Source organism: Leifsonia sp. SIMBA_070, from assembly GCF_046534635.1.
In the GTDB taxonomy this organism is placed as follows: domain Bacteria; phylum Actinomycetota; class Actinomycetes; order Actinomycetales; family Microbacteriaceae; genus Leifsonia.
The window spans coordinates 137,315-162,036 of record NZ_JAWRYK010000002.1 but is presented as its reverse complement, the minus strand read 5'-3'; the positions used below and the strand labels follow the sequence as shown (position 1 = coordinate 162,036).

17 protein-coding genes are annotated in these 24,722 nt (G+C 73.0%); 10 read left to right on the top strand and 7 right to left on the bottom strand.

From position 1 onward, the window contains the following. Positions 1-36: 36 nt before the first annotated feature. Complete coding sequence (locus SB754_RS16425; protein WP_410783487.1) at positions 37-2,670, top strand: glycosyl hydrolase 2 galactose-binding domain-containing protein; 2,634 nt, start codon at positions 37-39, stop codon at positions 2,668-2,670. Between the two features lie 67 nt (positions 2,671-2,737). Next, the gene (locus SB754_RS16420; protein ID WP_410783486.1) at positions 2,738-3,640 is read left to right on the top strand and encodes a phosphodiesterase; all 903 of its coding nucleotides are present in this window, start codon (positions 2,738-2,740) and stop codon (positions 3,638-3,640) included. An 87-nt stretch (positions 3,641-3,727) separates the two neighbouring features. Here the strand turns inward: SB754_RS16420 and SB754_RS16415 are convergent, their stop codons facing one another. Then, entirely contained in the window at positions 3,728-5,329 is a 1,602-nt protein-coding gene (locus tag SB754_RS16415) for a stealth family protein (RefSeq protein ID WP_410783485.1), read from the bottom strand. Positions 5,330-5,411: 82 nt separating this feature from the next. Here SB754_RS16415 and SB754_RS16410 point away from each other — a divergent pair, with 82 nt between their 5' ends. Further along, positions 5,412-6,644: an ATP-binding protein gene (locus SB754_RS16410; protein ID WP_410783484.1), complete on the top strand. Its 1,233-nt coding sequence runs from the start codon at positions 5,412-5,414 to the stop codon at positions 6,642-6,644. A 21-nt stretch (positions 6,645-6,665) separates the two neighbouring features. On the opposite strand, the gene SB754_RS16405 is transcribed toward SB754_RS16410, so the two are convergent. The 6 genes from SB754_RS16405 to SB754_RS16380 all read right to left on the bottom strand — a co-directional run bounded on the left by SB754_RS16405 (position 6,666) and on the right by SB754_RS16380 (position 15,101). Continuing rightward, positions 6,666-8,498, bottom strand: coding sequence for a protein O-GlcNAcase (locus SB754_RS16405; RefSeq protein WP_410783483.1), 1,833 nt, complete (start codon positions 8,496-8,498; stop codon positions 6,666-6,668). Then, a complete protein-coding gene (locus SB754_RS16400) occupies positions 8,495-10,237 on the bottom strand; it encodes an ABC transporter ATP-binding protein (RefSeq protein ID WP_410783482.1) in 1,743 nt (580 codons plus the stop codon). The genes SB754_RS16405 and SB754_RS16400 overlap by 4 nt, the downstream gene beginning before the upstream one ends. Further along, on the bottom strand, positions 10,218-12,269 hold the full coding sequence (locus tag SB754_RS16395) for an ABC transporter ATP-binding protein (RefSeq protein WP_410783481.1): 2,052 nt from the start codon (positions 12,267-12,269) through the stop codon (positions 10,218-10,220). The genes SB754_RS16400 and SB754_RS16395 overlap by 20 nt, the downstream gene beginning before the upstream one ends. A gap of 92 nt (positions 12,270-12,361) precedes the next feature. Next, positions 12,362-13,000: a class II aldolase/adducin family protein gene (locus SB754_RS16390; RefSeq protein WP_410783480.1), complete on the bottom strand. Its 639-nt coding sequence runs from the start codon at positions 12,998-13,000 to the stop codon at positions 12,362-12,364. Continuing rightward, the gene (otnK, locus tag SB754_RS16385) at positions 12,997-14,313 is read right to left on the bottom strand and encodes a 3-oxo-tetronate kinase (RefSeq protein WP_410783954.1); all 1,317 of its coding nucleotides are present in this window, start codon (positions 14,311-14,313) and stop codon (positions 12,997-12,999) included. Before otnK ends, SB754_RS16390 begins: the two co-directional genes overlap by 4 nt. Next, positions 14,313-15,101, bottom strand: a complete 789-nt coding sequence (locus SB754_RS16380; RefSeq protein ID WP_410783479.1) for a DeoR/GlpR family DNA-binding transcription regulator — start codon at positions 15,099-15,101, stop codon at positions 14,313-14,315. Before SB754_RS16380 ends, otnK begins: the two co-directional genes overlap by 1 nt. Before the next feature lie 86 nt (positions 15,102-15,187). Here SB754_RS16380 and SB754_RS16375 point away from each other — a divergent pair, with 86 nt between their 5' ends. From SB754_RS16375 to SB754_RS16345, 7 genes are read left to right on the top strand one after another with little or no spacing between them, the layout of a single operon-like run. After that, the gene (locus tag SB754_RS16375) at positions 15,188-16,693 is read left to right on the top strand and encodes an FGGY-family carbohydrate kinase (RefSeq protein ID WP_410783478.1); all 1,506 of its coding nucleotides are present in this window, start codon (positions 15,188-15,190) and stop codon (positions 16,691-16,693) included. After that, positions 16,690-17,592, top strand: coding sequence for a hypothetical protein (locus SB754_RS16370; protein ID WP_410783477.1), 903 nt, complete (start codon positions 16,690-16,692; stop codon positions 17,590-17,592). Before SB754_RS16375 ends, SB754_RS16370 begins: the two co-directional genes overlap by 4 nt. Beyond that, entirely contained in the window at positions 17,574-18,434 is an 861-nt protein-coding gene (locus tag SB754_RS16365; RefSeq protein ID WP_410783476.1) for an aspartate/glutamate racemase family protein, read from the top strand. The genes SB754_RS16370 and SB754_RS16365 overlap by 19 nt, the downstream gene beginning before the upstream one ends. After that, positions 18,431-19,903 (top strand): sucrose phosphorylase, encoded by a 1,473-nt coding sequence (gene gtfA / locus SB754_RS16360; RefSeq protein ID WP_410783475.1) that lies wholly within the window; start codon positions 18,431-18,433, stop codon positions 19,901-19,903. The genes SB754_RS16365 and gtfA overlap by 4 nt, the downstream gene beginning before the upstream one ends. A gap of 12 nt (positions 19,904-19,915) precedes the next feature. Continuing rightward, on the top strand, positions 19,916-21,814 hold the full coding sequence (locus SB754_RS16355) for a hypothetical protein (RefSeq protein WP_410783474.1): 1,899 nt from the start codon (positions 19,916-19,918) through the stop codon (positions 21,812-21,814). Next, a complete protein-coding gene (locus SB754_RS16350; RefSeq protein WP_410783473.1) occupies positions 21,811-23,733 on the top strand; it encodes an MBL fold metallo-hydrolase in 1,923 nt (640 codons plus the stop codon). The genes SB754_RS16355 and SB754_RS16350 overlap by 4 nt, the downstream gene beginning before the upstream one ends. A gap of 9 nt (positions 23,734-23,742) precedes the next feature. Further along, positions 23,743-24,504 (top strand): alpha/beta fold hydrolase, encoded by a 762-nt coding sequence (locus SB754_RS16345; protein WP_410783472.1) that lies wholly within the window; start codon positions 23,743-23,745, stop codon positions 24,502-24,504. Positions 24,505-24,722: the final 218 nt, after the last annotated feature.

Below are 24,722 nucleotides of genomic sequence, written 5' to 3'. Positions count from 1 at the left end.
TTCTGCAATCGTTCCCAGATTGGGCATGATCGTGGTGTGAGCACTGCAACGACGTTCCTCCTCGATGGCGACGACTGGGCGATCCGGGAGGCGCTCGGCGACACCGCCGAGTGGTACCTGGGCGCGCCGCTGCCCGTAGCGGGCAACAACGTCGCGGAGGCGTCGGCGGCTATTGCGGCGGCTCCCGGCTGGATTCCGGCTCGGGTGCCGGGCGCGGTGATCGACGACCTCCACCGGGCGGGGGAGCTGCCCGACCCGCGGGTCGGCCGCAACAGCCGCGCCGCGGAGTGGACCGCCGAACGGTCCTGGGTGTACCGGCGCGCCGTGGACCTGGACGGCTCGGCGGCCGAGGGGGTCGGCCTGCTGGAGTTCGACGGCATCGACCCGGGGGCCGACGTGTACTGGGACGGCGAGTCGCTCGGGTCGGTGCGCGGGCTCTACCACCGGGCCGCCTTCCCGCTGACGGCGGAGCAGCGGTCGCCGGGACGGCACAAGCTGGCGCTGCGCGTCCACCCAGCCCTGGCCTCCGAACCGCAGGTGGGACGCACCGAGCGCGTGCGCGTGCACACGCCCCGGCTCGGCTACGGCTGGGACTTCTCGCCACGACTCCGCCACCAGGGCGTGTGGAAGAGCGTGCACCTGCGCGTCGGCCGCGCCCTCCTCGCGGACGTGACAATCCGCGCCTCCGCGCGCCCGGCGGCGGGTTCGTCGGCGTCGAGTGGTGAGTCGTTGCTCCAATCCGGGACGAGTGGTGACTCGATGTCGCTACTCGGAGTTCAGAGGGACGGGAGCATCCGGGTGGAGTGGGGGGCGCCCGTGGGGGGTGACGGCGGCGGCGAGGCGAGACTGCGCGTCACGGTGACGGTCCGGCGGGAGGGGCGGGTCGCGGCCGAGCGGACCGTCCCGGTGGCGGCGGGCACGGCCGAGCTGCGCATCCCGCAGCCCGAGCTGTGGTGGCCCAACACCGTCGGCCCGCAGCCGCTCTACGACGTAGCGGTCGTGCTGTCGGACGACGACGGGGAGGCCGACCGCGCCGAGCGACGGGTCGGCTTCCGGACGGCACAGCTCGCGACCAACGCCGGCGCGCCGGCGGGCTCGCTGGCGTACACGGCGGTGGTGAACGGCGTGACCGTTCCGCTGCTCGGCTGGAATTGGACGCCGGCCGACACGCTCTTCGGTTCGATCGACGAGGCGAAGGTGGAGCACGTGCTCGGCCTGGCCGCCGCCTCCGGTGCGCGGCTCATCCGGGTCTGGGGCGGCGGGCTGATCGAGTCGGAGCACTTCTTCGCGACCTGCGACCGGCTCGGACTGCTGGTCTGGCAGGAGTTCTCGCAGTCGAGCTCGGGGATGCAGAGCGCACCGAGCAACGACCCGGCCTTCGTGTCGCTCTTGCGCTCCGAGGCGGAGGCGCTGGTTCCGACGCGCGCGCACCATCCGTCGCTGCTGCTCTGGGGAGGCGGCAACGAGCTCGACGAGGACGGCGTCCCGCTGTCCGACGACCGCTCGCCGGTGCTGGGCGCGCTCGCCGAGACGGTGGCGCGGCTCGACCCCGAGCGCGGCTGGCTGCCGACGTCGCCGACGGGACCCGAGTTCCACAACCGGCTGGACCGCATCCAGGCGAACCCGGACGGCCAGCACGACGTGCACGGCCCGTGGGAGCACCAGGGGCTCGTCGGCCAGTACGCCCTCGCCAACGCCGGCACGAACCTGGCCCACACCGAATTCGGCGTCGAAGGGATGACCAACCTCCGTTCGCTGGAGGCGCTCATCCCGGAGGCCGACCGCTGGCCCGCCGACCGCACGAATGCGGTGTACCGGCACCTCGGCGAGTGGTGGAACAACGCCGACCAGGTCGTCGAGCTCTTCGGCGGCCGGCCGGACACGCTGGAGACGCTGAACCGCGCCTCCCAGCTGCTGCAGGCCACCGGACTGCAGTATGCGGTGGAGGCCGACCGCCGTCGCTTCCCGCGCAACAGCATGGTGCTGCCGTGGCAGCTGAACGAGAGCTTCCCGAACGCCTGGTGCACGACGGCGGTGGACTTCCGCGGCGACCCGAAGCCGGCGTACTTCGCGGTGGCGCGGGCCTTCGACCGCCGCCGGGTCACGCTGCGCGTCGACCGCGCGGTGTGGGGCGGGGAGGCGACCGCATCCGCCGAGGCGTGGCTGTGGGCGGAGGATCCGGTGGCGGCCGGCTCCTCCGTCGTGCTGCGCGCGGTGGCGCTCGATGGCGCCGTGCTGGCGTCGCGGGAGTTCGCCGCGGCCGACATCCACGATCCGGTCGCAGTCGGGGTCCTGGAGGTCGGGGTGGATGCGCTGCCGCAGGTGTTCCTGTGGGAGGCGGAGTGGCGGGATGCCGGGGGCGGCCTCGTTGACCGCGAGCGGATGATCGCTACGACGACCCGCGACTTCGCCGTGCTCTTCGACGTGCCGAAGCCGACGCTGTCGGTGTCGCGCGGGACGGGCGGCGCGGTCCTGGTCCGCAACGAGGGTGCGGTCGCGGCCCTCACCGTGCGCCTCGTCGACCCGCGGCGGGCGTCCGAACCGGGCTTCCTCACCACCTCCGGCGATCCCCGGCCGCTGCTGCCGGGTGAGGAGCGCACGTTCGCGGCGACGCCGGGGATTCCCGTCCGCGTCGAGTCGTGGAATGGTGAGCCGCGAGACCTACCGTGACGAACCGCGCAGCCGCCACACCGCGAGCGTTCACGGTCCGTTCAGAACGAGGTGGTGTGATAAGCCCGTGAAGACGCGAATCGCGGAGTACCCGCGGCCGGACCACTTCCTCCTCCACATCAGCGACACCCATCTGCTGGCGGGGGGCGAGCAGCTCTACGGCACCGTCGACAGCGAGCAGCACCTCCGGGCGCTGCTGCAGGAGGTGGAGGCCTCCGGAGGTCGTCCGGAGGCGATCGTCTTCACCGGCGACCTGGCCGACCGCGGGCAGCCGGACGCGTACGCGCGGCTCCGCGCCCTGGTCGACCCGGCGGCGGAGCGGATGGGCGCCCGCGTCATCTGGGTGATGGGCAACCACGACGACCGGGCGTCGTTCCGGCAGGGTCTGCGGGACGAGCTCGGCGAGACGTCGCCCATCGACGACGTGTTCTGGATCGGCGGCCTGCGCATCATCGTGCTCGACTCGACGGTCCCTGGGCACCACTACGGCGACGTGAGCGAGTCGCAGCTGGACTGGCTGGCCGCAGAGCTGGCGACCGCGGCCCCGGAGGGCACCATCCTCGCGATGCACCACCCGCCCATCCCGAGCGTGCTCGACCTGGCGGTCTCGGTGGAGCTGCGCGACCAGTCGCAGCTGCGCGAAGTGCTCGAGGGCAGCGACGTGCGCAGCATCATCGCCGGGCACCTCCACTACTCCTCGACGGCGACGTTCGCGGGCATCCCGGTCTCGGTGGCCTCGGCGAGCTGCTACACCCAGGACCTCAACGTTCCCGTCGGCGGCACCCGCGGCCGCGACGGCGCGCTCTCGTTCAACCTGGTGCACGTCTACCCGAACACCGTGCTGCACTCCGTGGTGCCGCTCGGCCACTATCCGACGCTCGACTACGTGGACGCCGCCGAGTCGGCCCGCCGCCTCACCGCCGACGGCATCCGCATCCCGCCCGCGGCCCCCGTCCGCATCCTCTCCTAGCCCCCGCCCACCGTCGAGTCCGCACTTTTTGCACGCGACACGCCGTGCGGGCGTGCAAAAAGTGTGTACTCGACGGTGGGCGGAGGCTCAGGAGAGGGGAGGCGCTGGGCGCTCCCAGGGGGCGGGGAACGGGTAGTAGCGCTCGAGGAAGTCGGTGACGATGCGCGTGCGTTCCTCCGCACCGATCTCGGGCTTCGAGCCGTCGTTGAGGCAGAACATGTCCTGGTCGCGGCGCTTCAGCAGCCGGCGCATCATGTCCGGCGCCTGCCGCAGTGTGGTCTCGATGTAGAGCACCTTCGCCTGCGTCTGCGTGACCGCCCGGCCGGTCATCAGCGCGTAGTAGTGGTACAGGGAGTTGGTCACCGAGATGTCCGTCGCCGACCGGAACGGGCTCCCCGCCGTGCGCCGGAAGTCCTCGGCGAACTCCCGCTCCATCTCCCGCAGGACACTGATCGTGAGCGGGGCCGCGCAGTGCTCCAGGTGGCGGGTGGTGACGGCGCCGAACCGCTCCCAGAGCAGTCGCCGGTTCACGCGGGCGGCGTTCTCGAAGCCGCTGCGCGCGGGGTCCGTCTCGCCCAGTCCGATGCGGGTACCCGCCTCGACGAACTTCGTCACACCGCCGGGCGAGAAGAAGATGTCGGGCGAGAGCGGCCGCCCGATGAACATGTCGTCGTTCGAGTAGAGGAAGTGCTCCGAGAGCCCGGGGATGTGGTGCAGCTGGCTCTCGACGGCGTGCGAATTGTGCGTCGGCAGCGTGGAGGCGTCGGCGAAGAAGTCCTCACTGCGCATGATGTGGATGCGCGGGTGCTCGTCGTCGAGCCACGGCGGCACGGGCGAGTCGGTCGCGATGTAGATGTTGCGGATCCACGGCGCGAACATGTGGATGCTGCGCAGCGCGTACTTGAGTTCGTCGATCTGCCGGTAGCGGGCTTCATTGTCGTCGCCCTCGCCCACGACGTAGGCAGCCATCCGCGCGGCGCGCTGGCGCTGGTATTCGGCGCTGGAGCCGTCGACCCACGAGAAGACGATGTCGATGTCGAAGGCGACGTCGCTCGCCAGCGGGTCGAACATGTGCTGGAGGGTGCGCCACCGGCGGCCGTACAGTTCGACCTCCGCTTCGACGGCTTCGCTGCGCGGCAGCCGCGGGCGCATCAGCGCGTTGGGGCTGGGCGCCGTGATCTCGTCGTCGCCGAACTTCCAGAACTCCAGCTGGAACGCCGTCTCGGCGCCGTAGCGGAGGCGGCCGATCGGCTCCAGGCGCGGGCGGTAGACGCGCAGCACGTCGGCCTTGCGGCGGGAGAGCCGGGCGTCGGCGATCAGGAGGTCCTCGCCCTCGGTGCCGCGCTCCGGGTCGACGCTGCGCGCGTAGAAGGGCTCGTCGGCGAAGGCCTCCGCCAGGGCGGCGGCCGCCTCCTTCCGTCTGCGCCGGTCGAGCGCGACGATGAGGCGGTTGTCGTCGTTGCGGACCAGCAGGTACTCGATGCCGGCCTCGTCGAGGGCGTCGCGGACGGCGAGCAGGTCCTCGATCATCGACTCCCGGGGCGTGAAGGGCCCCGACACCAGCGTGTAGAGGCCCTTGCGGTGAACGACGTCGTCGCGGGAGAACCGGCGCGCGCCGATGCCGGGGTCGCTCGTGACGACGACGGGCTCGGGCTGGTCGGACAGGGATGCGGGGGGAAGCTCAGCCATACAGCCATAACTCTAAGCCGCGCGGATGTGGGCGGGCTTTGATAACTTTATCAAAGGCAGGCGTGCTGATAAAGTTATCAACGTGCGCAGCGCTCTCAACAATCCCTTCAGCCCAGGAGCAGATACGATCCCCCAAGTCTGGGCAGGCCGTACCGAGCAATTGGGCGACTGGCGCGATGTCGTTCGTCCCCGGAGGTTGGCGGGCCTCCCGGAGCGCGGACGAACGATCCTGGGCGAACCGGGTCTTGGGAAGTCTGCCCTTGTGCGGCGCATCGCCGACGAAGCGAAGCGGGCCGGCGACTGGGTCACACCTCAGCTCCGCATCCCGTCCGGCGCGGACCCTCTGAAACTCGTCGCCGACGCCGTGCTGAAGCTCGCAGACAGCGCCGGCCTCGCTTCGTCGCGTGAGCACCGGATCGGCGAAGCCATCAAGCGGGTGCGAGGGGTCGCGGTCTCGGGTGTCTCGCTCACCCTGCGTGGGAATGATGGCCCCGACCCGTACATGGCTCTGACCGATCTGCTTATCGAAGTGGGGCGTGCAGCGATCGCCAAGCGCCACGTCATGGCGCTCATCCATATCGATGAGGTTCAGAACATCACCGACGATAAGGCACTCTCCCAGCTCCTCATCTCTCTCGGAGACGCACTCAGCCATGAGGTCGAGGTCCCCGTCCCCGGCGGGGAGTTCGTGAGCCGCTCGCTTCCGATTGCCGTCTACCTGACCGGGCTGCCCGACTTCGAGGACATGACGGGCGCGCGGAAAGGGGCGACCTTCGCCCGCCGCTTCAAGACGACCACTCTGACCGCTATCGATGAGGAGGACCTTGCAGAAGCACTGCAGGAATTCGTCCTGGACGGCTGGGAGGTCGCGGACGATTCCGGAGGGGTCTCGCGCATCCGCATGGAGCCGGATGCTGCCTCTCTCGTGGTCGATGTCTGTCGCGGTGAGCCCTTCCTGTTCCAACTGGCCGGTGAGCAGGCGTGGTACGCCGGTACGGGCGACACCGTGACGGTGGACGAGGTCCGCCGCGGTTGGCGCACCGCGCAACGGGAGGCCGCCGCGCACGTCGAGCGCATCCTCGAGCGGCTTCCCTCTCGGGAACGGCAGTTCCTGAACGTCATGGCGGAGCTGGCACCCGCGGACCGAACACTCACTCGCATCGCTCAGGAGCTACGTCTTGCCAAGGCGACGGACGCCGGACCCACGGCTCAACGTCTCGACACCGTCCGTGGGATCATCGGCCGTGGCAAGCCCTATACGTTCCGTCACCGCGCAGTCGAGGCCTACGTGAGCAGCGAGTGGCCGAACGTCTAGCCTCCTCGGCCGTCCTCTCCGTCAGCCGAGCAGCTCCCGCACGGTCGCCAGCAGAAGGAGGCGTGTCTCCTGTGTCACCAGCCAGGGGGCGAAGCCGTCCGCTGCGAGGAAGAACGTGGCGCGCGCCGCAGGGGCCACGCCGCCGTCGGCCAGCCGGGAGCCGGCGGGTGTGAACCCGATGACGGCTCTACCGGACTCCGGCTCGCGGGCGATGACCGCGGCGTCCTCCGGCGGGTCGGCCACGGTGAGCTTCGACCGGCCGCGGAACACGACCACCTCCCCGTCGAGACCAGCCGCAGCCGGATGGTCGGCGCTGGCGATGCGGATGCGGTCCACCGACAGCGGGACGGACGAGGCCGACGCCAGCCCCAGCGGGACGAGGTGTCCCCAGGCCAGCAGCGGCACCGCCCGGCCGGCGGCGGAGCGCGCCACGTCCTCCGTCGCCGTGCGGGTCACGATCACGAGGTCGGCGTTCAGGTCGTCGCCCAGGTGGGCCCGCATCCCGGCGGCCCCGAGGAACTCGACCAGCTCGCGGTCGCCCGGTGCCGGGTTCGCGCCGGTGAGGACGGCGACGACGGCGCCGTCGCCGTGGGTACGCGGGTGCGCGACGCCCAGCCGCTCGAGGGCGGCGTCGATGAGGACGAAGACAGCCCCGCGCGCCACATCCGCGAATTCGGCCTCGAGCTCGCGCCGGGCGGAATGGAGGGCGTCCACCGCCGCAGCGCCGACCGCCGGCCGATCACCGGCGAGGATCCGGCACGCCAGCACCCCCGCGGCTCCCGCCGCTCGGGCGGCGACGATCCACGGCCTGAGCTGGGCGGCCAGGTCGGCAGGGGTCGACGGCGCCGCGGAGGTCTGCCCGAGTCGCGCGAGCATCCCCTCGGCCCCCTCCCATCGCCCGGCTTCGACGGCCGCGTCGAGCCGCGGCCAGCGGGGCGCTCCGGGCGGCCAGGCGCTGCACGCCTCGACCAGGGCGCGGAGCCCGCCGTCATCGCCGGCCACCGTGACGTAGGCGCGCTCGGCGGCAGCCGCAGGGTCGTAGCCGGCGGGGTCGGCGGCCCATTCGGCCACGGTCGTCAGCGCGAAGCGGGAGGGCGCAGCCTCCACCATCGGGTTGGAGACGATGCCGACGAGCCCGGGTCCGGCCGAGCGTCCCGGGAGGGGGCCCAGGAACAGCCGCGAGCGGTCGAAGTCGTTGACCGGGAAGTTGTCCCACAGCACGAGATGGCGGCCGAAGCTGCGTGCGGCCTGGGCGACGTCGTCCGCGGTCACCTCGCCGACCACGATGTCGGAGCCGGTCCACAGCACGAGCGCGTCCTCCGGAAGTGACTCGTCGAGTCCCACCCGGTACGGCGTCCGTTCGAGTCCCGCGTAGTCCGTGGGGCACAGGAGGATCGGCTCCGTGATCCCGGCGGGGAGCAGGAACGAGCGCTGGAGGCGGGCGGCCGCGTCGCCGTGCGCCCGGCCCAGGGCCTCCGGATCCTCCATCGGAACGTCGTCGAACAGCAGGGCGAACGACCGGATCCCGGCCTCCAGCAGCTGGCGGCACTTCGCCGCGAGTGCTTCGTGCTCGGTGTCGTCGTGGAACCGCATCGAGAGGCCCGGCGAGATCCCGTACACGAACAGCACGCCGCGTTCGGCGGCGTCCCGGTTGAGCTGGGCGAGCTCGGCGAGACGGTCCGCAGGATACGGTTCACGCCAGGTCTCGCGGTGCCAGGGGTCGTCCTTCGGTGCATACAGGTACCGGTCGAGTCCGAGTGCGCCGCCGCGGTCGAACCAGGCCAGCCGGTCGGCGTGCGACCACGGTTCGCCGTAGAAACCCTCGATGACGCCACGGTAGGCGAGGCCGCTCATCGGGTGCCCCCGTGCCAGGACGACCAGAGTTCCGCGTAGGCGCCGCCCGCCGCGACCAGGTCGTCGTGGCTGCCGAGCTCCTCGATGGACCCGTCCCGCACGACGGCGATCCGGTCCGCGTCGTGTGCGGTGTGGAGGCGGTGCGCGATCGCGACGACGGTGCGGCCTTCGAGGACGCGGTTCATCGCGCGCTCCAGGTCGCGGGCTGCCGTCGGGTCGAGCAGGGAGGTCGCCTCGTCGAGGATGAGCGTGTGCGGGTCGAGCAGCACGAGCCGGGCGAGGGCGAGCTGCTGGGCCTGGGCGGGGGTGAGGACGACGCCGCCCGAACCGACGACCGTGTCGAGACCCAGCGGCATGGCGGCCACCCAGCGCAGCGCATCCACGACGCGCAGGGCGCGGGCGAGCTCGGCGCGCTCGGCGCCGGGCTTGGCGAGGGAGAGGTTCTCGGCGATCGTGCCCACGAAGACGTGGTGCTCCTGGGTGACCAGCGCGACGTGGCTGCGGAGGTCGTCGAGCGGCAGGTCGACGAGGCGGACGCCTCCCACCGTGATCCGCCCGCCGGTGGGTTCGCTGATGCCGGCCATCAACCGGCCCAGCGTCGACTTGCCGGATCCGGACGGGCCGACGACGGCGAGGCGCTCGCCGAGGGACAGGTCGAGGCTCACGCCGTGCAGGACCTCTGCGCCCTCGCGGTACGAGAAGCGGACGTCCTCGGCGACCACGTGCTCGTCCGTCGGCTGCTCGCCGGTCGCGTGGCGGTCCTCCGGCACGTCGGCGACGCCGATGATGCGGGAGAGCGCGGTGGTGCCGACCTGGATCTCGTCGAGCCAGCTGATCAGCTCGTCGATCGGCGAGACGAGCTGCATCGCGTACAGGGCCACCGCGGTCACGGCGCCGATGCCCGCGACACCGGACCCGACGAGGAACGCGCCCCAGGCGAGCACGACGATGACAGGCAGGAGGAAGGCGATGTCGGTGCTCGGGAAGAACCACGACCGCAGCCAGAGCGTGTACCACTCCGAGTCGCGGCGCTCGCGGAGGGCGGCGTCGATCTTGCTCCGCTGGGCCGGGGCGAGGCTGAGCGCCTCGATCGTCCGCACGCCGTCGACGGTCTCGCTGATCGTGCCGCCGAGCGTCGCATAGGAGGCGAGCTGTCGCTGGTAGCCGGGGCCGGAGCGCTTCAGGTACCAGCGGGCGGCGACGACGAGGATGGGGACGCCGGCGAACATAGCGACCGCGACCGCCGGGTTCACCAGGAACGCGGCCACGACGGTGAGCACCGCGGTCACGCCGGCGACGAGGATGCGCGGCACGCCGAACCGCACGGTCTGGGCGACCGACTGGATGTCGTTGGTGGTCCGGGCGAGCAGGTCGCCCGTCCCGGCGGCCTCGACGGTGGAGAGCGGGAGGCGCGCGACAGTGGCGAGGAACTCCTCCCTCAACTGGGCGAACACGCCCTCGCCGAGCACCATCGACTGGCGCTGGGCGAACCGGATGAGAACGGCCTGGCAGACGATGGCGCCGAGCAGGATGAGCGCGACGGCGTCGATCCCGCTGCTGGTGAGCGTGTGGCCGGTGATCCCGTCGATGATGATGCCGATGAGGGCCGGGCCCGCGAGGCCGGCGACCGCGGCCAGGGTGTGCAGCGCCAGGACGACGGAGAGGCCTCCGCGGTGCTGGCGGATGAGACGGGCGCCGGTCGCCCGGACCGTCGCGGTGCTAGCGATCGGAAGGAGCATCGTCCGTTCCCTTCGTGCGGTCGGCCTTCGCGGCCTTCGCCGCCTTCTTGTCCTTCTTCTTCTTCGCCTTCGCGGTGCCCGCGGTGCCCGGCCGCTGGGCGGTCACGGGATGCGTCGCCGTCCAGAGCGCGTCGATGGAGCCGGTCCACGCTGCGTCCAGCTCTTCGCCGTCCGCAGGCTCCGCCGCGCTGATGGTGCGCGAGACGATCGCCCGGTACAGATCGCCGAGGTCGTCCTCCTGGCGCAGCAGCGTCTGGTGGTCACCGGTGCCGACGACGCGGCCTTTCCGGACGACGGCGATCGTGTCCATCCGGTCGAGGAGCAGCGGGCTGGCGGTGACGACGACCGTCGTGCGGCCTGCGCGCGCCTCCCGCAGCCGCTCGGCGATCTGCGACTCGGTGTGGGCGTCCACAGCGCTGGTCGGCTCGATCAGCACGAGCACCTCCGCGTCGGTGAGCAGAGCCCTGGCGAGGCTGAGGCGCTGCCGCTGGCCGCCGGAGAACGTGCGGCCACGCTCGGCGACCCGCTCGTGGACGCCCTCGGGGAGCGCGTCGACCGTCTCGGTCGCGGCGGCTGCGTCCAACGCGGCGGAGACCCGGCGCAGACGGCCGGTCGCCGTGTCGGTGTACTCGCGGTCGCGGATCGGCAGCGTGTCGAGCCCGTCGAGCAGGCGTCCGCCGAACAGGTGGGGGTTGGCGTCGTTGACGACGATCCGCTCCCGGACCTCCCGCACAGGGACCTGGGTGTGGTCCACGCCTCCCCAGAGCACCGGAGCCTCCTGGTGCACGGTGTCGTCGAAGCGCCCGAGCCGGGTCGCGATTGCGGCGGCCTCGTCGGGGTCGGCGTCCACGATCGCGGTGAACCGGCTGGGCTGCACGACCACGCCGGACGCCAGGTCCTCGATGGCCGAGCCCCAGGCGGGAGCCTCCGCCGTCTCGGCGCTGTCGCGGGCGGCAGGCCGCGTGCGCAGCACGGACAGCACGCGCCGCGCAGACACGACGCCCGCGGTGAAGGTCTGCGCGGCCTCGACGGCCGTCCGCAGCGGCAGCACCAGGAAGGTCGCGTACCCGTAGAAGGCGGTCAGCTGACCGGGCGTGATGCTGCCGTCTGCGGCGAGATGCGCGCCGAACCAGACGATGAAGACGAGGAAGGCGCCGGGCAGTAGCACCTGGAGACCGTCCAGCCAGCTCTGCGTCTTCGCGACCCCGACACCGGCGGCGCGCACGCGCTGCGACTGGCGCGCGTACCGGTCGACGAACTCCTGCTCGCCGCCGATGCCGCGCAGCACGCGAAGCCCGACCACCGTGTCGGCGCCCAGCGTGGTGAGACCGCCTGACTCCTCCCGCCAGACCGCCTGCCGGGCGCGCAGCGGACGCAGCAGCAGGGCCAGGACGAGCGCGACGGCGGGAACGCCGATGACGACGGCGAGCCCGAGCGGTAGGGAGGCGTTCAGCATGATGATCGACACGGCGACGAACGCCACGACGCCGCCGCCGAGCCGTGCCGTCACGTCGAACATCGCACCGAGGCGCAAGGAGTCCGTGCTCACGGTGGCGACGATCTCGCCGGACGAGGTGGTCGCGGTGATCGCGGAGCCGGTCTCGGCGGAGTGGTAGCCGATCAGCCGCGCGACGCCGAGGGAGGAGCGCAGCCAGTTCGACACGGCCATGCGGTGGCGCAGCATCCCGGTGACGGCCTGGACGACGGCGACGAGGAGCAGCGCGCCGCACCACGACCACAGCCGTGCCGGATCGCCGGAGACGCCCTCGTCGACGGCGCGGCCCAGCAGGTACGGCCAGACGGCCTGGCACAGCATCCACACGACGCCGAACAGAACTCCGGCGCCGAGGGTGGCCGGCTGCCGGCCCGCCTGCCAGAGCAGGAAGCGCGGGACCGACGACAGATGCCGGTCGGAGGGCCGGGCGGCCGGGATGCGTCCGCCGCGCGGCGACCGCGACGGCGGGCCGGACGCGGACGGACGCGACCCGGACGGACGGGACGGGGAAGGACGGGCAGCGCGGACGCTGGACACGGAGTGCTCCTGAGGGGATCGAGCGGTACGAGGGGGAGGGATGGTGCCGGGCAGGGCGGTGGGCGCGCGCCGGTGGGCGCCGCGCCGGTCGCTCAGTGCCCCGGCGGAGTGAGCGCAGCGATCGCCGCGGCATCGAGTGCGACCGCGGGCGCCTGCCTCAGCAGCAGGGTGAGCTGCGCCGCGGTCTCGAGCTCTTCGGCGAGATCGATCGCCGCGTCGAGCGTCGCCGCGGCGACCACGGGGCCGTGGTTCGCGAGCAGCAGGACTGCGTGCCCGGGAGCCGCAGCGGCGACCCCGGAGGCCAGCTCGGCGCTGCCGGGCGCCGCGTACGGCACGAGCGGCACGTCGCCCAGCCGCATCACCCGGTAGGGCGTCAGCGGCGGAAGCTGCGCGAACCCGTCGCCGGTGGGCGGCAGGCAGGCGATCGCGGTCGCGAAGGGCGAGTGGAGGTGCACAACGGCCGCGGCCTCCGGGTGCGCTGCGTACATGGCCGCGTGCAGCGGGAGCTCCTTCGTGGGACGCGGGGCGCCCTCCTGGTCGGCGGGCGTGACGGCCAGCTGCTCCTCGGTCACCGCGCGCAGTGAGGACCCGGTCGTGGTGGCGATGATGCGGGAGCCGACGCGCACGCTGACGTTGCCGGAGCTTCCCGGCGACAGGCCGGCCGCCGACAGGTGGCGGCATGCGCGCACCACTGCGGCACGGGCATCGGCGTCGATCTCGATGCCGGTCACGGTGCCACCTCCCACGCGTCGGTGAAGAGCGACCGTTCGCCGAAGTTGCCCGACTTGAGGAGGACCGCGATGGTACGAGGGTCGCCGCTGCGATCGCCGCCGGCGTCGCTAGCCCCCGCGTCCGTCGTCGTCGCGACGGCCCACGGCACACCGGGCGCAGCCTGGCGGCCGATCTGCAACCGGGTGATCCCGAGGCGGGTCGTCACGGCACCGGACGTCTCGCCTCCGGCCACCAGGAGGTGGCTGCAGCCGAGTTCGTGGACGGCGAAGGCGGCGAGTTCGGAGAGCGCGTGCTCGAGCACGGCGGCGGCACGCCCGGCGCCGAGTGCGCGCTGGGCAGTAGTGACGTCGGGGGAGGCGTGCACCAGGACCGGCGCGAGGTTGTCCTCGCGAGCCGCGAGCGCATCCCGCAGCCGGCCCAGCGCACGAGGGCCGTCCGCGAGCTCGAGCGGGTCGAGGAGGTGGCGTTCGCCGCGGAACGCCGCGATCTGCTCCCGGGTGGCGGCCGACGCGCTGCCGGCGAGGATGAGGCGACCGGTGACGGGCACGGCGGGGAGGGCTGCGGCACCGGCATCCGCGCTGGCACCGGCGCTGTCGCCCGCGCGCACCTCCGCCCGGGCGAGAGCGGTCGCGACGCCCGCTCCGCCGCCGGCCAGGACGGGCCGGTCGGCGGACCGGCGAAGCACGGCCTCCGCGATCACATCGAGGTCGTCCTCGGCGAGCGCGTCTACCAGCATGTGCGCCTGGTCCACCCGGTCGGCGACGGCGCTCGCACCGCGGCGGACCTCCTCCCAGCGGATCAGCCCGACGCGCGCGGCGGTCTGCGGCGCGAGCAGGCGGACCAGGTCGGAGTCGCGCATCGGGGTGAGCGGATGGTCGCGCATCGGCGATTCGGCGAGCGGGACGCCGTCGACGAAGAGGGTGCCCTGGTACTGGGTGCGCCGGGCGCCGGGAGTCGCGGGGGTCCCGACCGACGCGGTCGCCCCGATGACGTCGGCGAGGGCGTCCGCGATCGGCCCGATGTTCCCGCTCGCTGTGGAGTCGAAGGTGGAGCAGTACTTCTGGTAGAGCTGCGTCGCACCCGCCGACATGAGCGACCGGGCAGCGCCCACGGACGCGACGACGGCCTCCGCGACGGGCGCGGTGCGCACCTTGAGGGCGACGACAGCGCATCCCGGCCCGTCGCTCGGGAAGACGTCGACCGCGCCGACGGGTACGCCGAGAAGCACGCTCGCGGGGAGTCCGGCCTCGACGACACGCCCTGCGAGATCGCAGGCGCCGGTGACGTCGTCGGCGACGGCGCCGAGCCGCATCACGAGACGCCGACCCCCGTCGCGTGCTCTCCGGCGACGACGACCGTCGCGCCGGCGTCGCGCAGTGCGCGCAGGTCGTCGGGGTCGGCGCCGGCGTCGGTGAGGATCACATCCACCAGGTCGAGGCCGCCCACGCGGATCGGAGCGCGGGCGCCGAGCTTGGAGTGGTCGACGAGGAGGATGGTGGTGCGGGCAGCGCGGGCGAGCTCCTGCTTGAGCTCGGCGTCGAGCGCGTTGGCGCAGAGGATGCCGCTGGTGTCGACCGCGGTGGCGGACAGCACGGTCACGTCGACCGAGTAGTCGGCGATCGTCCGGCGGGCGGCCGCTCCCGCGAAGCTGCGCGTCTCGCTCTGGTAGACGCCGCCGACGGCGACCAGCTCGACGTCGTCGCGCTCGATGGCGGCCTGGATGACGGGGACGGAGTGGCTGATGATCGTGGCTCCCGGCGGCAGCATCCCGGCGAGCGGCGCGACCGACGTTCCGGCGTCGAGGGCGACCGTGACGGCGCCGTCGAGCAGGTCGAGGCACGCCTCGGCGATGGACCGCTTCTCGCCGCTGCCGGTGACCGCGCGCTCATCGAAGGGACGGCCGTGACCCAGGTTCGGGAGGCTGGCGCCGCCCACCACGCGCCGGGCGAGGCCGTCGGCTTCGAGCTGACGGAGGTCGCGGCGGATGGTCATCTCGGAGACGCCGAGCTCGTCCGCGACGCGCGACGACGACACGTAGCCCTCGGCGGAGAGCCGTCGGAGCAGCTCCTCGCGTCGGGCGGGGGCGTCGGTGTAGCGCACGCATCCATCCAACCGGCTTCTCGCGCCGCTTGTCAACAATCGGACAAATCTTGACTCGAATGTTCGGAAGTGAACAGAATGGATACGTGACCCTCGCTCCTTTCGCCGCTCTCGGCGTAGACGTCGGCACCACCAACACCAAGGTGGCGCTGGCCGTGCTCGGCGACGCCGTGCGCGAGGAGCGGACCCTCACCGTGCCGACACCCCGCTCCGGCGAGGCGCTGCAGGCGGTCGTCCTCGGTGCGATCCGGGAGGTCGCCGTCGACAGCCCGTACCCCGTCGCCGCCCTCGGAGTGGCGTCGATGGGCGAGACCGGGTCGCTCATCGGGCCCGATGGCGAGCCGCGGGGCGACCTGCTCCGCTGGGCGGACGGCGACGGCGCCACCGCCGACAGGCTGGTGGCCGCCGCCGGAGCGCAGGCGCTCTACGGGGCGACCGGCGTTCCGGCCCCCGACAAGTCGCCGCTGACCCACTGGCTGCGGCTCGCGGCCGACGACGACCCGCGGCTCGCCGACGCCCGCTGGCTCGGAGTGGATGCACTCATCGTCTCCGCCCTGACCGGGGAGGCCGTCACCGACCACACCCTCGCCGCGCGGACCATGGCCTACCGCCTCCCCGCCGCCGGCCATCCGCTCGCCGCCGGCTTCGACGCCGACCTGCTCGGGCTGGCCGGCCTGACTCCCGATCGCTTTCCGCGCGTCGCTCTGCCGGGCGAGGCCGCAGGGACGCTGACCGAGCACGCCTCCGCGGCCCTCGGGCTGCCCGCCCGGCTGCCGGTCGTCGTGGCCGGCCACGACCACGCCGTCGGGGCGTGGGCCGCGGGCGCGCGCGAGCCCGGCGACGCGGCCGACTCCGTCGGGACGGCCGAGGCGCTGCTCCGGATCGCCGGGGACGCCGGCCGCCGCGACTGCGACGACGTCGGCCGCGACACCGGCCGCGACATCTCCCTCGACGAGGCCCGCCGCGCGGGCATGAGCCTCGCCCGCGGCGTGGAAGGACGGCACCTGACGCTGCTCGCCGGCAACCCCACTGCGGGCGCCCTGGTGGAGTGGGCGTTCGCCGAGCTGATCCCCGGCGCCGACCGGCGCGACGTGCTGCAGCAGGCCAGGACGCTCGCCGACGGCCCGCTCGACGCCTTCCTGCTCCCCTACCTCCGCGGCCGCCAGTCGCCCGCGCCCGATGCGTCGGCGTCGCTGCGTCTTGTCCAGCTCGGCGAGCGGCCGACCGCCGACCCGGCGGCGACCCTCACAGCCGTCCTCACCGGGCTCGCGCTGCAGCTCGCCTGGATGGACGCCGTCCAGACGCAGCTCGCCGGCCCGCGTCGCCCCGAGCTCGCCGTGCTCGGTGGGCCGGGCGCCGCGAACGACGCCTGGTGGCGGCTGAAGCAGCGCCTCGTCCCCGGCATCCTCCGTCGCGCCGACGTCGCCGAGCCCGTCGCCACGGGAGCCGCCCTGCTCGCCGCGCACCGCGTGGCCGGCCTCACCACCTCGCTGCCGCTGCGCAGCGCCGACAGCGTCGCCTCCGCGGGCGATCCAGCCCTGCTGGACGCCTTCGTGGGGGCGGCGACGCCCGACCGGAAAGTACCCGCATGACCGACACCGCCTCCCGCCCCACCCTCGACCTCGACGCCATCGCCCGCCCGACCGGCGGCCTCGCCATGGTGGCGATGGACCAGCGCGAGAGCCTCCGCCATATGTTCGACCTGGCGGGCGCCGGTCGTCCGGCCGACGATGTGCTCATCCGCTTCAAGCTGGATGTGGCGGAGACGCTCGGCCCGCTGGCCTCCGGCTTCCTCATCGACCGGCACTTCGGCTTCGAGGCCGTGCGCGATGTGCTGCCCGCCGCCACCGGACTGATCCTGGCCGCCGACGACCTGACGCAGGAGGACGGCGGGCCGGTCGAGGAGACCGCGCTCGACGAGGTCGTCCTGACGCAGACCGACCTGGCCGGCGTGTCCGCCCTGAAGCTGCTGGTGATCTGGCGCCGCGACGCGAAGCGCGAGCAGCGCGTCCGCCTGGTCGAGCGCTTCGTCGCGGAGTGCCGCTCCCGCGGCGTCCTGTCCGTGCTGGAGCCGGTGGTCCGGGCGACGCCCGAGGAGCTGGACGCGGGCACGTGGGATCTCGACGCCGCGATCCGGGAGGCCGCCGCCGAGCTGTCCCCGTCCGGCCAGAGCCTCTACAAGGTGCAGGTCCCGATGTCCGGCACCGGCGACGCGGCCGGGCAGCGGGAGGCCAGCCAACGGCTGAACGCAGCGATCACCGGACCGTGGGTGGTGCTCTCGCAGGGCGTCGACCGTCCGGCGTTCCTGCCGGCTGTCGAAGCGGCCTGCCGGGCCGGAGCCAGTGGCTTCCTGGCCGGGCGCGCGCTGTGGAGCGACGTGGTCGGTCAGGACGACGTGCCGTCGGCCCTCCGCGAGCTCTCCGTTCCACGCCTCGAGGCGCTGATCGAGGTCGTCGACCGCGAGGCGCGGCCGTGGCGGGAGGCCCGATGATCGCCGGACTGCTCCACACCGTTCCCGCGCTCGCTCCGACCTTCGACGCGCTCGTCGCGGATGCGCTGCCGGGCGCCGCACTGCCCGGCGCCGCTCTGCCCGGCGCCACCGCGGCCGGCGTCAGCCGCGAGCACGTGGTCGACGCGTGGATGCTCGAGACGGCCATCGCCGAGGGCGTCACGCCCGCCGTGCGCGAGCGCGTCGCGTCGCACCTCCGTCACCTCGCCGAGTCGGGCGCCGACGCCATCCTGGTCACCTGCTCGTCCATCGGGGAGGCGGCCGAGGAGGCCGCCGCACAGCTGCCCATCCCGGTGGTGCGGGTCGATGCGGCCATGGCCGCCGAGGCCGCGCGCCGTGCTGGGGCGTCGGGTTCGGGTTCGCCCCGGATCGTCGTGCTGGCGACGAACACTGCGACACTCGGTCCGACCACCCGCCTGATCGAGCGGGAGGCCGCCGCGCAGGGCATCCACGCGACCGTGACGGCGACCGTCGTCGAAGGCGCGGCCGCCGCGCGTGCCGGCGGCGACCAGGCGCGGCACGACCGGCTGATCGCCGAGGCCGTCCGCTCCGCTGCGGCACCGGCCGACGGCTCCGAGCCTGCAGCGGTCCTCGTGCTCGCCCAGGCCTCGATGGCCGCTGCCGCGGAGGCGGCCGGCGTCGACCTCCCCATGCTCACCTCCCCGGCCGGCGGCGTCGCCCGCCTGGTGGAGGCCCTGACCCCGTCGGACCCGGGAACGCCGGACGCCAGCGCGGACCGTGCGGCGCGTCCCGGGTCCGGCGGAACCTCTGCGGCCGAGCTCGCGACCGGCCGCGGGACCGCGCACAGCGGGGCCACGTCGTGACCGGCGTCGACCTCCTGGCGTACGCCGACCGCCTCGGCGGCGACCTCCCGCGCCTCCGCGCCCTGCTCGACGGGCCGCTGCGCGACTTCGCGGGCGTGCACCTGCTGCCGTTCTTCGTGCCGTTCGATGGCGCGGACGCCGGCTTCGACCCGATCGACCACGGCACCGTCGACCCCCGACTCGGCACCTGGGACGACGTCCGAGCGATCGCCGCCGGCCGCGAGGTGACCGCCGACCTGATCGTCAACCACGTCTCCAGCGAGTCGGCCGAGTTCGTCGACTGGCTGGCACTCGGGGAGGAGTCCGCGCACGACGGGATGTTCCTCACCTTCGACACGGTGTTCCCCGACGGCGCCTCCGAGCACGACATCACCGCGTTCTACCGTCCGCGCCCCGGCCTCCCGTTCACGGCGTACCGGATGGCGGACGGCCGCAGGCGGCTGGTCTGGACGACGTTCATGCCCAGCCAGGTCGACCTCGACGTGGCGAACGATCGCGCCAGAGCGTACCTGCGGCGGATCCTCGCCGCGCTTCGCGAGGGCGGCGTGACGACGGTCCGGCTCGACGCGGTCGGCTACGCCGTCAAGACGCCCGGCTCCGACAGCTTCATGACGCTCCAGACGCTGGACTTCGTCCGCGAGATCGTCGCGCTCGCCCGCGAGGAGGGCCTGCGCGTCCTGGTGGAGGTGCACGCCCACTACTCGCAGCAGCTCGCGATCGCACCGCTGGTCGACCTCGTGTACGACTTCGCCCTCGCCCCGCTGCTGCTCCACAGCCTGGGAACCGGCACCTCGGACCGCCTCGCCGAGTGGCTGCGCATCCGCCCGCAGAACGCCATCACCGTGCTCGACACGCACGACGGTATCGGCGTCATCGACGCGGGTCCCTCCGGCGACCGCCCCGGACTGATCGACCAGGACGAGATGGCCGCCATCTTCGCGCGGGCCGCGGTGGCGACGAACGGGCACTCGACGCTCGCTTCCGTCATCCCCGCCTGGATGAGCCTCCCGCACCAGATCAACGCCACTTTCTTCTCCGCGCTCGGGGCGGACGCCCGCAGCTACCTGCTCGCCCGTGCGGTCCAGCTCTGGCTGCCCGGACGCCCGCAGCTGTACTACGTGGGCCTGCTGGGCGGCCTGGACGACATCGCCCTGTTCGAGCGCACGGGCCAGGGCCGCGACGTGAACCGCCACGTCTACACCGAGCAGGAGGTGCAGGCCGCGCTCGAGAGCGAGGTGACCCGCGCGCAGCTCGCCCTCGTGCGGCTGCGGACGGAGCACCCGGCCTTCTCGGGCGAGTTCCGCTACCGTGTGGAGGCGGACGGCTCACTCGCCCTGGAGTGGACGCTCGGCGACGAGCGCGCCACCCTCGACGTGTCGTTCGCACCCGAACCCCGATTCCGCATCAGCACCACCGGAGCAGGCGGCTCCTCCCTCGTCGATTCCGTGACGGCTCTCGCCGCCCTCTGACCCCCAAGGACCATGCAGACCACCCAGGACATCACCGTCACCCGCAGCGCGACCGAGGTCGTGCTGGTCGCCCCCGCGTACACGCTCGGCGTGGCGCTGACGCGGCCGCGCGCCACCATCGCCGGCCCCGACGGCGAGATCTGGAGCGACCTCTCGCTGCTGGCGAGCGTCGACCGGATCGGCATCCCCGACGAGTCCGCGGGGCCGACGTCCGTCACCGTGGAAGAGGAGCCCGACGGCTCCGTCCGCATCACCATGCTGACCGACTCGAGCGCCTGGGCGACCAAGGCCGTCGTGCTGCACTGCACGCCCGGCGAGGTCCGCGCTCGCGTGGAGGTGACGACCGAGGACGACGACGCCCGCATCGGCGACCTCACGATGTTCGGCGGACAGGCCGCCCTCCCCACCGGCGCGGCCGGGACCTTCCGCTCGGGTATCCGCTTCCCGTCGGTGTTCGTGCCGACCCCGACCGAGCCCATCCAGGTGGTGCGGCCATCGAACACGCAGGCGCAGCTCGGCGTGGTGGGCGACGCAGAGCCGGGCCGGCTGCACGGAATCTTCTCGCCGCCGCCGCTCGTCTACGGCCTGGGACGCCCCTCCATCGCGCCCGATGCGCCGCACGGCCCGACCGACATGCCCGTCGGCGACTGGCTCGGGGTCTCGGTCGTCGCTCCGATCGCGCAGCTGGGCTTCACGACGTTCCGCTACGACGCGATCGACGGCGGCTTCCTGTTCCGGCTCACCTACGAGGGCCACACCCGCGTGCGGGCCGGCGGCTGGGTGTCGCCGGAGTTCGTGCTCCGGCCGGCCGGTGCACCGCTGACGATCATCCGCGACTACCGCGACGACCTGCTGGCCCGGGGCTGGGCGGAGCCGGCCGGCGAAAGCGCCGAGTGGTGGCACCAGCCGATCTTCTGCGGGTGGGGCGCGCAGTGCGCGCTCGCCGTGCGGATGAGCCACGAGGGCGAGGCGCTCGCCACCGACAACGCGGACGGCTTCGTGCTCCCCGCCGGCGCCGCCTTCGCTCCCGACCTCGCCCGCCAGTACCTCTACGACCGGTGGCTGCGGCGGCTCGCCGAGCGCGACCTCCACCCGGGCACCGTCGTCATCGACGACCGCTGGCAGGCCGACTACGGCACCAACACGGTCGACACCGAGAAGTGGCCCGACCTGCGCGGCTGGATCGACGATCGGCACGCCGACGGCCAGCGCGTCCTGCTCTGGTTCAAGGCGTGGGACCCCTCCGGGCTCCCCCCGGAGCTGACCGTCCGCGACACGGCCGGCCGCCCGGTCGCCGTCGACCCGTCCAACCCGGCGTACCTGGAGGCCCTGGCCGAGCAGGTGACGCGGATGGTGTCCCCGGACGGGCTGGACGCCGACGGCTTCAAGGTCGACTTCACCCAGCGCGCTCCGTCCGGCGTCACCCTCCGCACCCACGCCGATGACGTGTGGGGCGTCAGCGCGCTGCACGCGATCGTCCGCACCATCCACGAGGCGGCCAAGGCCGCGAAGCCGGATGCGCTGGTGGTCACGCACACCGTGCATCCCTCGTTCTCGGGCGTCACCGACATGGTGCGCCTCAACGACGTGCTCGAGGATTCCGTCCACGGCGACCCGGTGCCCGTCGCCGACCAGCTGCGCTTCCGTCACGACATCGCGGCGGCGTCGCTCCCTGGGCACCCGATCGACACGGACCAGTGGCCGATGCCGAACCGCGACGAGTGGCTGGCCTACTCGCGCATCCAGCCCGAACTGGGCGTTCCGGCGTTGTACTACGTCGAATCCATCGACAGCAGCCGCGAGGCGGTGACCGACGCCGACCTCGACGAGATCGCGGAGCTGTGGCGCGGCTACCGCACGGCCCGCGAGGAACGGGGCGAGCGCGCCGAGAAGGAGCCGACCACGGTATGAGCGCGTTCACCGAGGTCGCTCCCGGCGTCCACCGGTTCGCGGACACCTGCAACGTCTACGTCATCATGACGGAGGCGTCGGGATCGACGGAGGCGTCCGGGTCCGACGATGATGCCGACACCGCGCCTGGCGGCGCCATCGCGATCGACTTCGGCTCGGGTGACGTCCTCGACCACCTCCACGAACTCGGTCTCGACACGCTCGACGCCGTGCTGATGACCCACCACCACCGCGACCAGGGGCAGGGCCTCCCGCGGGCGGTCGCGGCGGGCATCCCGATCTTCGTGCCGCCGGTGGAGCAGGACCTGTTCGCCCGCGTCGACGAGATGTGGTCCGCCCGGGCCCTGTACAACGACTACAACCTGCGGCAGGACCGCTTCTCGCTGCTCGACCCCGTGCCGATCGCAGGCACCGTCCCGGAGTACCGGACGGCCCGGTTCGGCGGGATCGACGTCCGCACCCTCCCGACGCCCGGTCACACCATGGGGTCGGTCAGCTACCTCGTCGACCGCGGTGACACACGCGTCGCCTTCACCGGCGACCTGATCTACGCGCCAGGGAAGGTGTGGTCGCTGGCGGCAACGCAGTGGTCGTACACCGAGAACGAGGGGCCGGCCATGACCGTGCTCTCCTCCCTGCTGCTGCAGGAGGAGGAGCCCGGCATCCTCCTCCCATCGCACGGCGAGCCGATGCCCGACGGCATGGCGGCGCTCGATCGGCTGGCGACGCGGATGGGCGAGTACGTCGACTCCCGCCGCACCAACCCGTGGGACCTGCGCGACTGGCTGGAACGGCCGTTCGTCCGCCTCACCGACCACCTGCTGCTCAACCGCACCGCCAACTCGTGCGTGTACGTGCTGCTCAGCGACTCCGGCGCCGCGCTGTTCATCGACTACGGCTACGACATGTCGACCGGCTGGCCGGCAGGCACCGACCGCGCCGCGCGGCGGCCCTGGCTCGCCTCGCTGCCCGCGCTCAAGCGCGACTTCGGCGTGACCTCGGTGGAGGTCGTGCTCGGCACGCACTACCACGACGACCACATCGCGGGGCTCAACCTGCTGCGCGACGTGGAGGGCACCCAGGTGTGGCTGCCCGAGAACGTCGCGCCGATCATGGCCGACCCGATGAGGACCGACCTGCCCTGCCAGTGGTTCGAGCCCATCCCGGCCGACCGCGTGCTGCCGCTCGGCGAGACGGTGCGCTGGCGCGAGTACGAGTTCGTCACCCATGAGCTGCCCGGCCACACGCTGTACGCGGCGGCGTTCGAGTTCGAGGTGGACGGCGTCCGCGTCCTCGCGACCGGCGACCAGCAGACCGCCGAGGGCCGGCTCGGCGTGCAGCGGGAGATCCTCAACTACCAGTACCGCAACCGCTTCCGGCGGGACGACTTCATCCAGAGCGCTGCGCTGTACCGGAAGGTCGCCCCCGGTCTCATGATCACCGGCCACTGGCAGGGCCGCGAGGTCGACGAGGACTACCTGCAGCTGCTCACCGAACAGGGCGACGAGCTCGCCGCGATCCACGACGGCCTGCTGCCGGACGGCGGGATGCTGCCGCCGGCCGATGGCAACGTGGTCCTGGTCGAGCCGTTCTACCAGCGTGTGCCTGCCGGTGCGGAGCTGACGTACGAGGTCGTCGTGGTGAACGTCTTCGACGAGCCGCGGGAGGTCGTGGCCGAGCTGGTGACGCCCCCCGGGTGGAGCCGTCCGGAGCCGTCCTCCGTCGTCGCCGGCGCCGGCGAGACGGTGCGACTGCGCTTCGCCGTGCGCGCGGGCGAGGGCGTGCGCAAGCGGCAGCGGCTCGCGGCGGACGTGCGCGTGGGCGGCGCCCGGCTCGGGCAGGCGGGGGATGCGGTGGTCGACACGGTCGCGCCGCTCGGCGCCGGCGCGACGGTCGACACGGTCGCGCCGCTCGGCTAGCCTGCGGGCGTGGACCGCATCCCGCTTTATCACGCCTGGCACGGCGACCCGGACTCGCCGAATCCGCCGCTGCTGCTCGTCCACGGCGGCGGTTCGACGATCGAGACGAACTGGGGGCTGCTGCTCCCGCTCGTCGCCCCGACGCGGTCGGTGCTGGCCGTCGAGCTCCAGGGGCACGGCCGGACGCCGTCCGGCGACCGGCCGGCAGGCTTCGAGGAGTCGGCGGACGACGTCGCCGACCTGTTGGCCCGTCTCGGTCTCGGTCCGGTGGACGTGCTCGGCTTCAGCAACGGCGGTCAGGTCGCACTGCAACTCGCCGCGCGTCACCCTCAGGCCGTCCGGCGGCTGATCGCGGCCTCCGCGCCGGTGCGCCGCTCGGCGATGATCGACGGCTTCTGGGAGGGGCTCGCAGCCGGCACGTTCGACGACCTGCCCACGCCGTACCGGGAGGCCGACCTCGCGGTCAGCCGCGACCCGGAGCACGCCCGCCGGATGTTCGAGCTGGACAAGGAGCTCATGCTCGGGTTCGAGGACTTCCCCGACGAGCTGCTCGCCTCCATCGCCGCGCCCACCCTCGTGGTGGGCGCCGACCACGACGTCGTCCGCGCCTCCCACTTCGTGGAGCTGGTCGCCCTCCTCCCCGACGCCCGCCTCCTGATCGTCCCCGGCATCCACGGCGACTACCTGGGCGAGCGCCTCGCCGCCGCCGGCGACTCCGCCGCCCTCCGACGCACCCTCCCGTACCTCCTCGCCTTCCTCGACGCCCCCTGACGCGCCCTCCGCCCTTCCGTCCCTCGACCGTTCCGCCGCCCACCGTCGAGTTCACACTTTTTGCACGTTTTCGAGCCTCCAGCGTGCAAAAAGTGTGTACTCGACGGTGGGCGGCGGGGCGCGGGGGAGGTACGGAGCGGGCGGGTCGTGTTGACCGGGTCGGGTGCGGCGTTCTAGGATCTGTGGGAACGATCCCATACGATCCACCAGCGCAGGCG

Excerpts from the sequence above, each read along its gene's own strand:
- SB754_RS16415 (WP_410783485.1), bottom strand. The coding sequence starts at position 5,329 with ATGGCTGAGCTTCCCCCCGCATCCCTGTCCGACCAGCCCGAGCCCGTC.
- otnK (WP_410783954.1), bottom strand. The coding sequence starts at position 14,313 with ATGCGGCTCGGCGCCGTCGCCGACGACGTCACCGGCGCCTGCGATCTC.
- SB754_RS16350 (WP_410783473.1), top strand. The coding sequence starts at position 21,811 with ATGAGCGCGTTCACCGAGGTCGCTCCCGGCGTCCACCGGTTCGCGGAC.
- SB754_RS16405 (WP_410783483.1), bottom strand. The coding sequence starts at position 8,498 with ATGAGCGGCCTCGCCTACCGTGGCGTCATCGAGGGTTTCTACGGCGAA.
- SB754_RS16400 (WP_410783482.1), bottom strand. The coding sequence starts at position 10,237 with ATGCTCCTTCCGATCGCTAGCACCGCGACGGTCCGGGCGACCGGCGCC.
- SB754_RS16355 (WP_410783474.1), top strand. The coding sequence starts at position 19,916 with ATGCAGACCACCCAGGACATCACCGTCACCCGCAGCGCGACCGAGGTC.
- SB754_RS16370 (WP_410783477.1), top strand. The coding sequence starts at position 16,690 with ATGACCGACACCGCCTCCCGCCCCACCCTCGACCTCGACGCCATCGCC.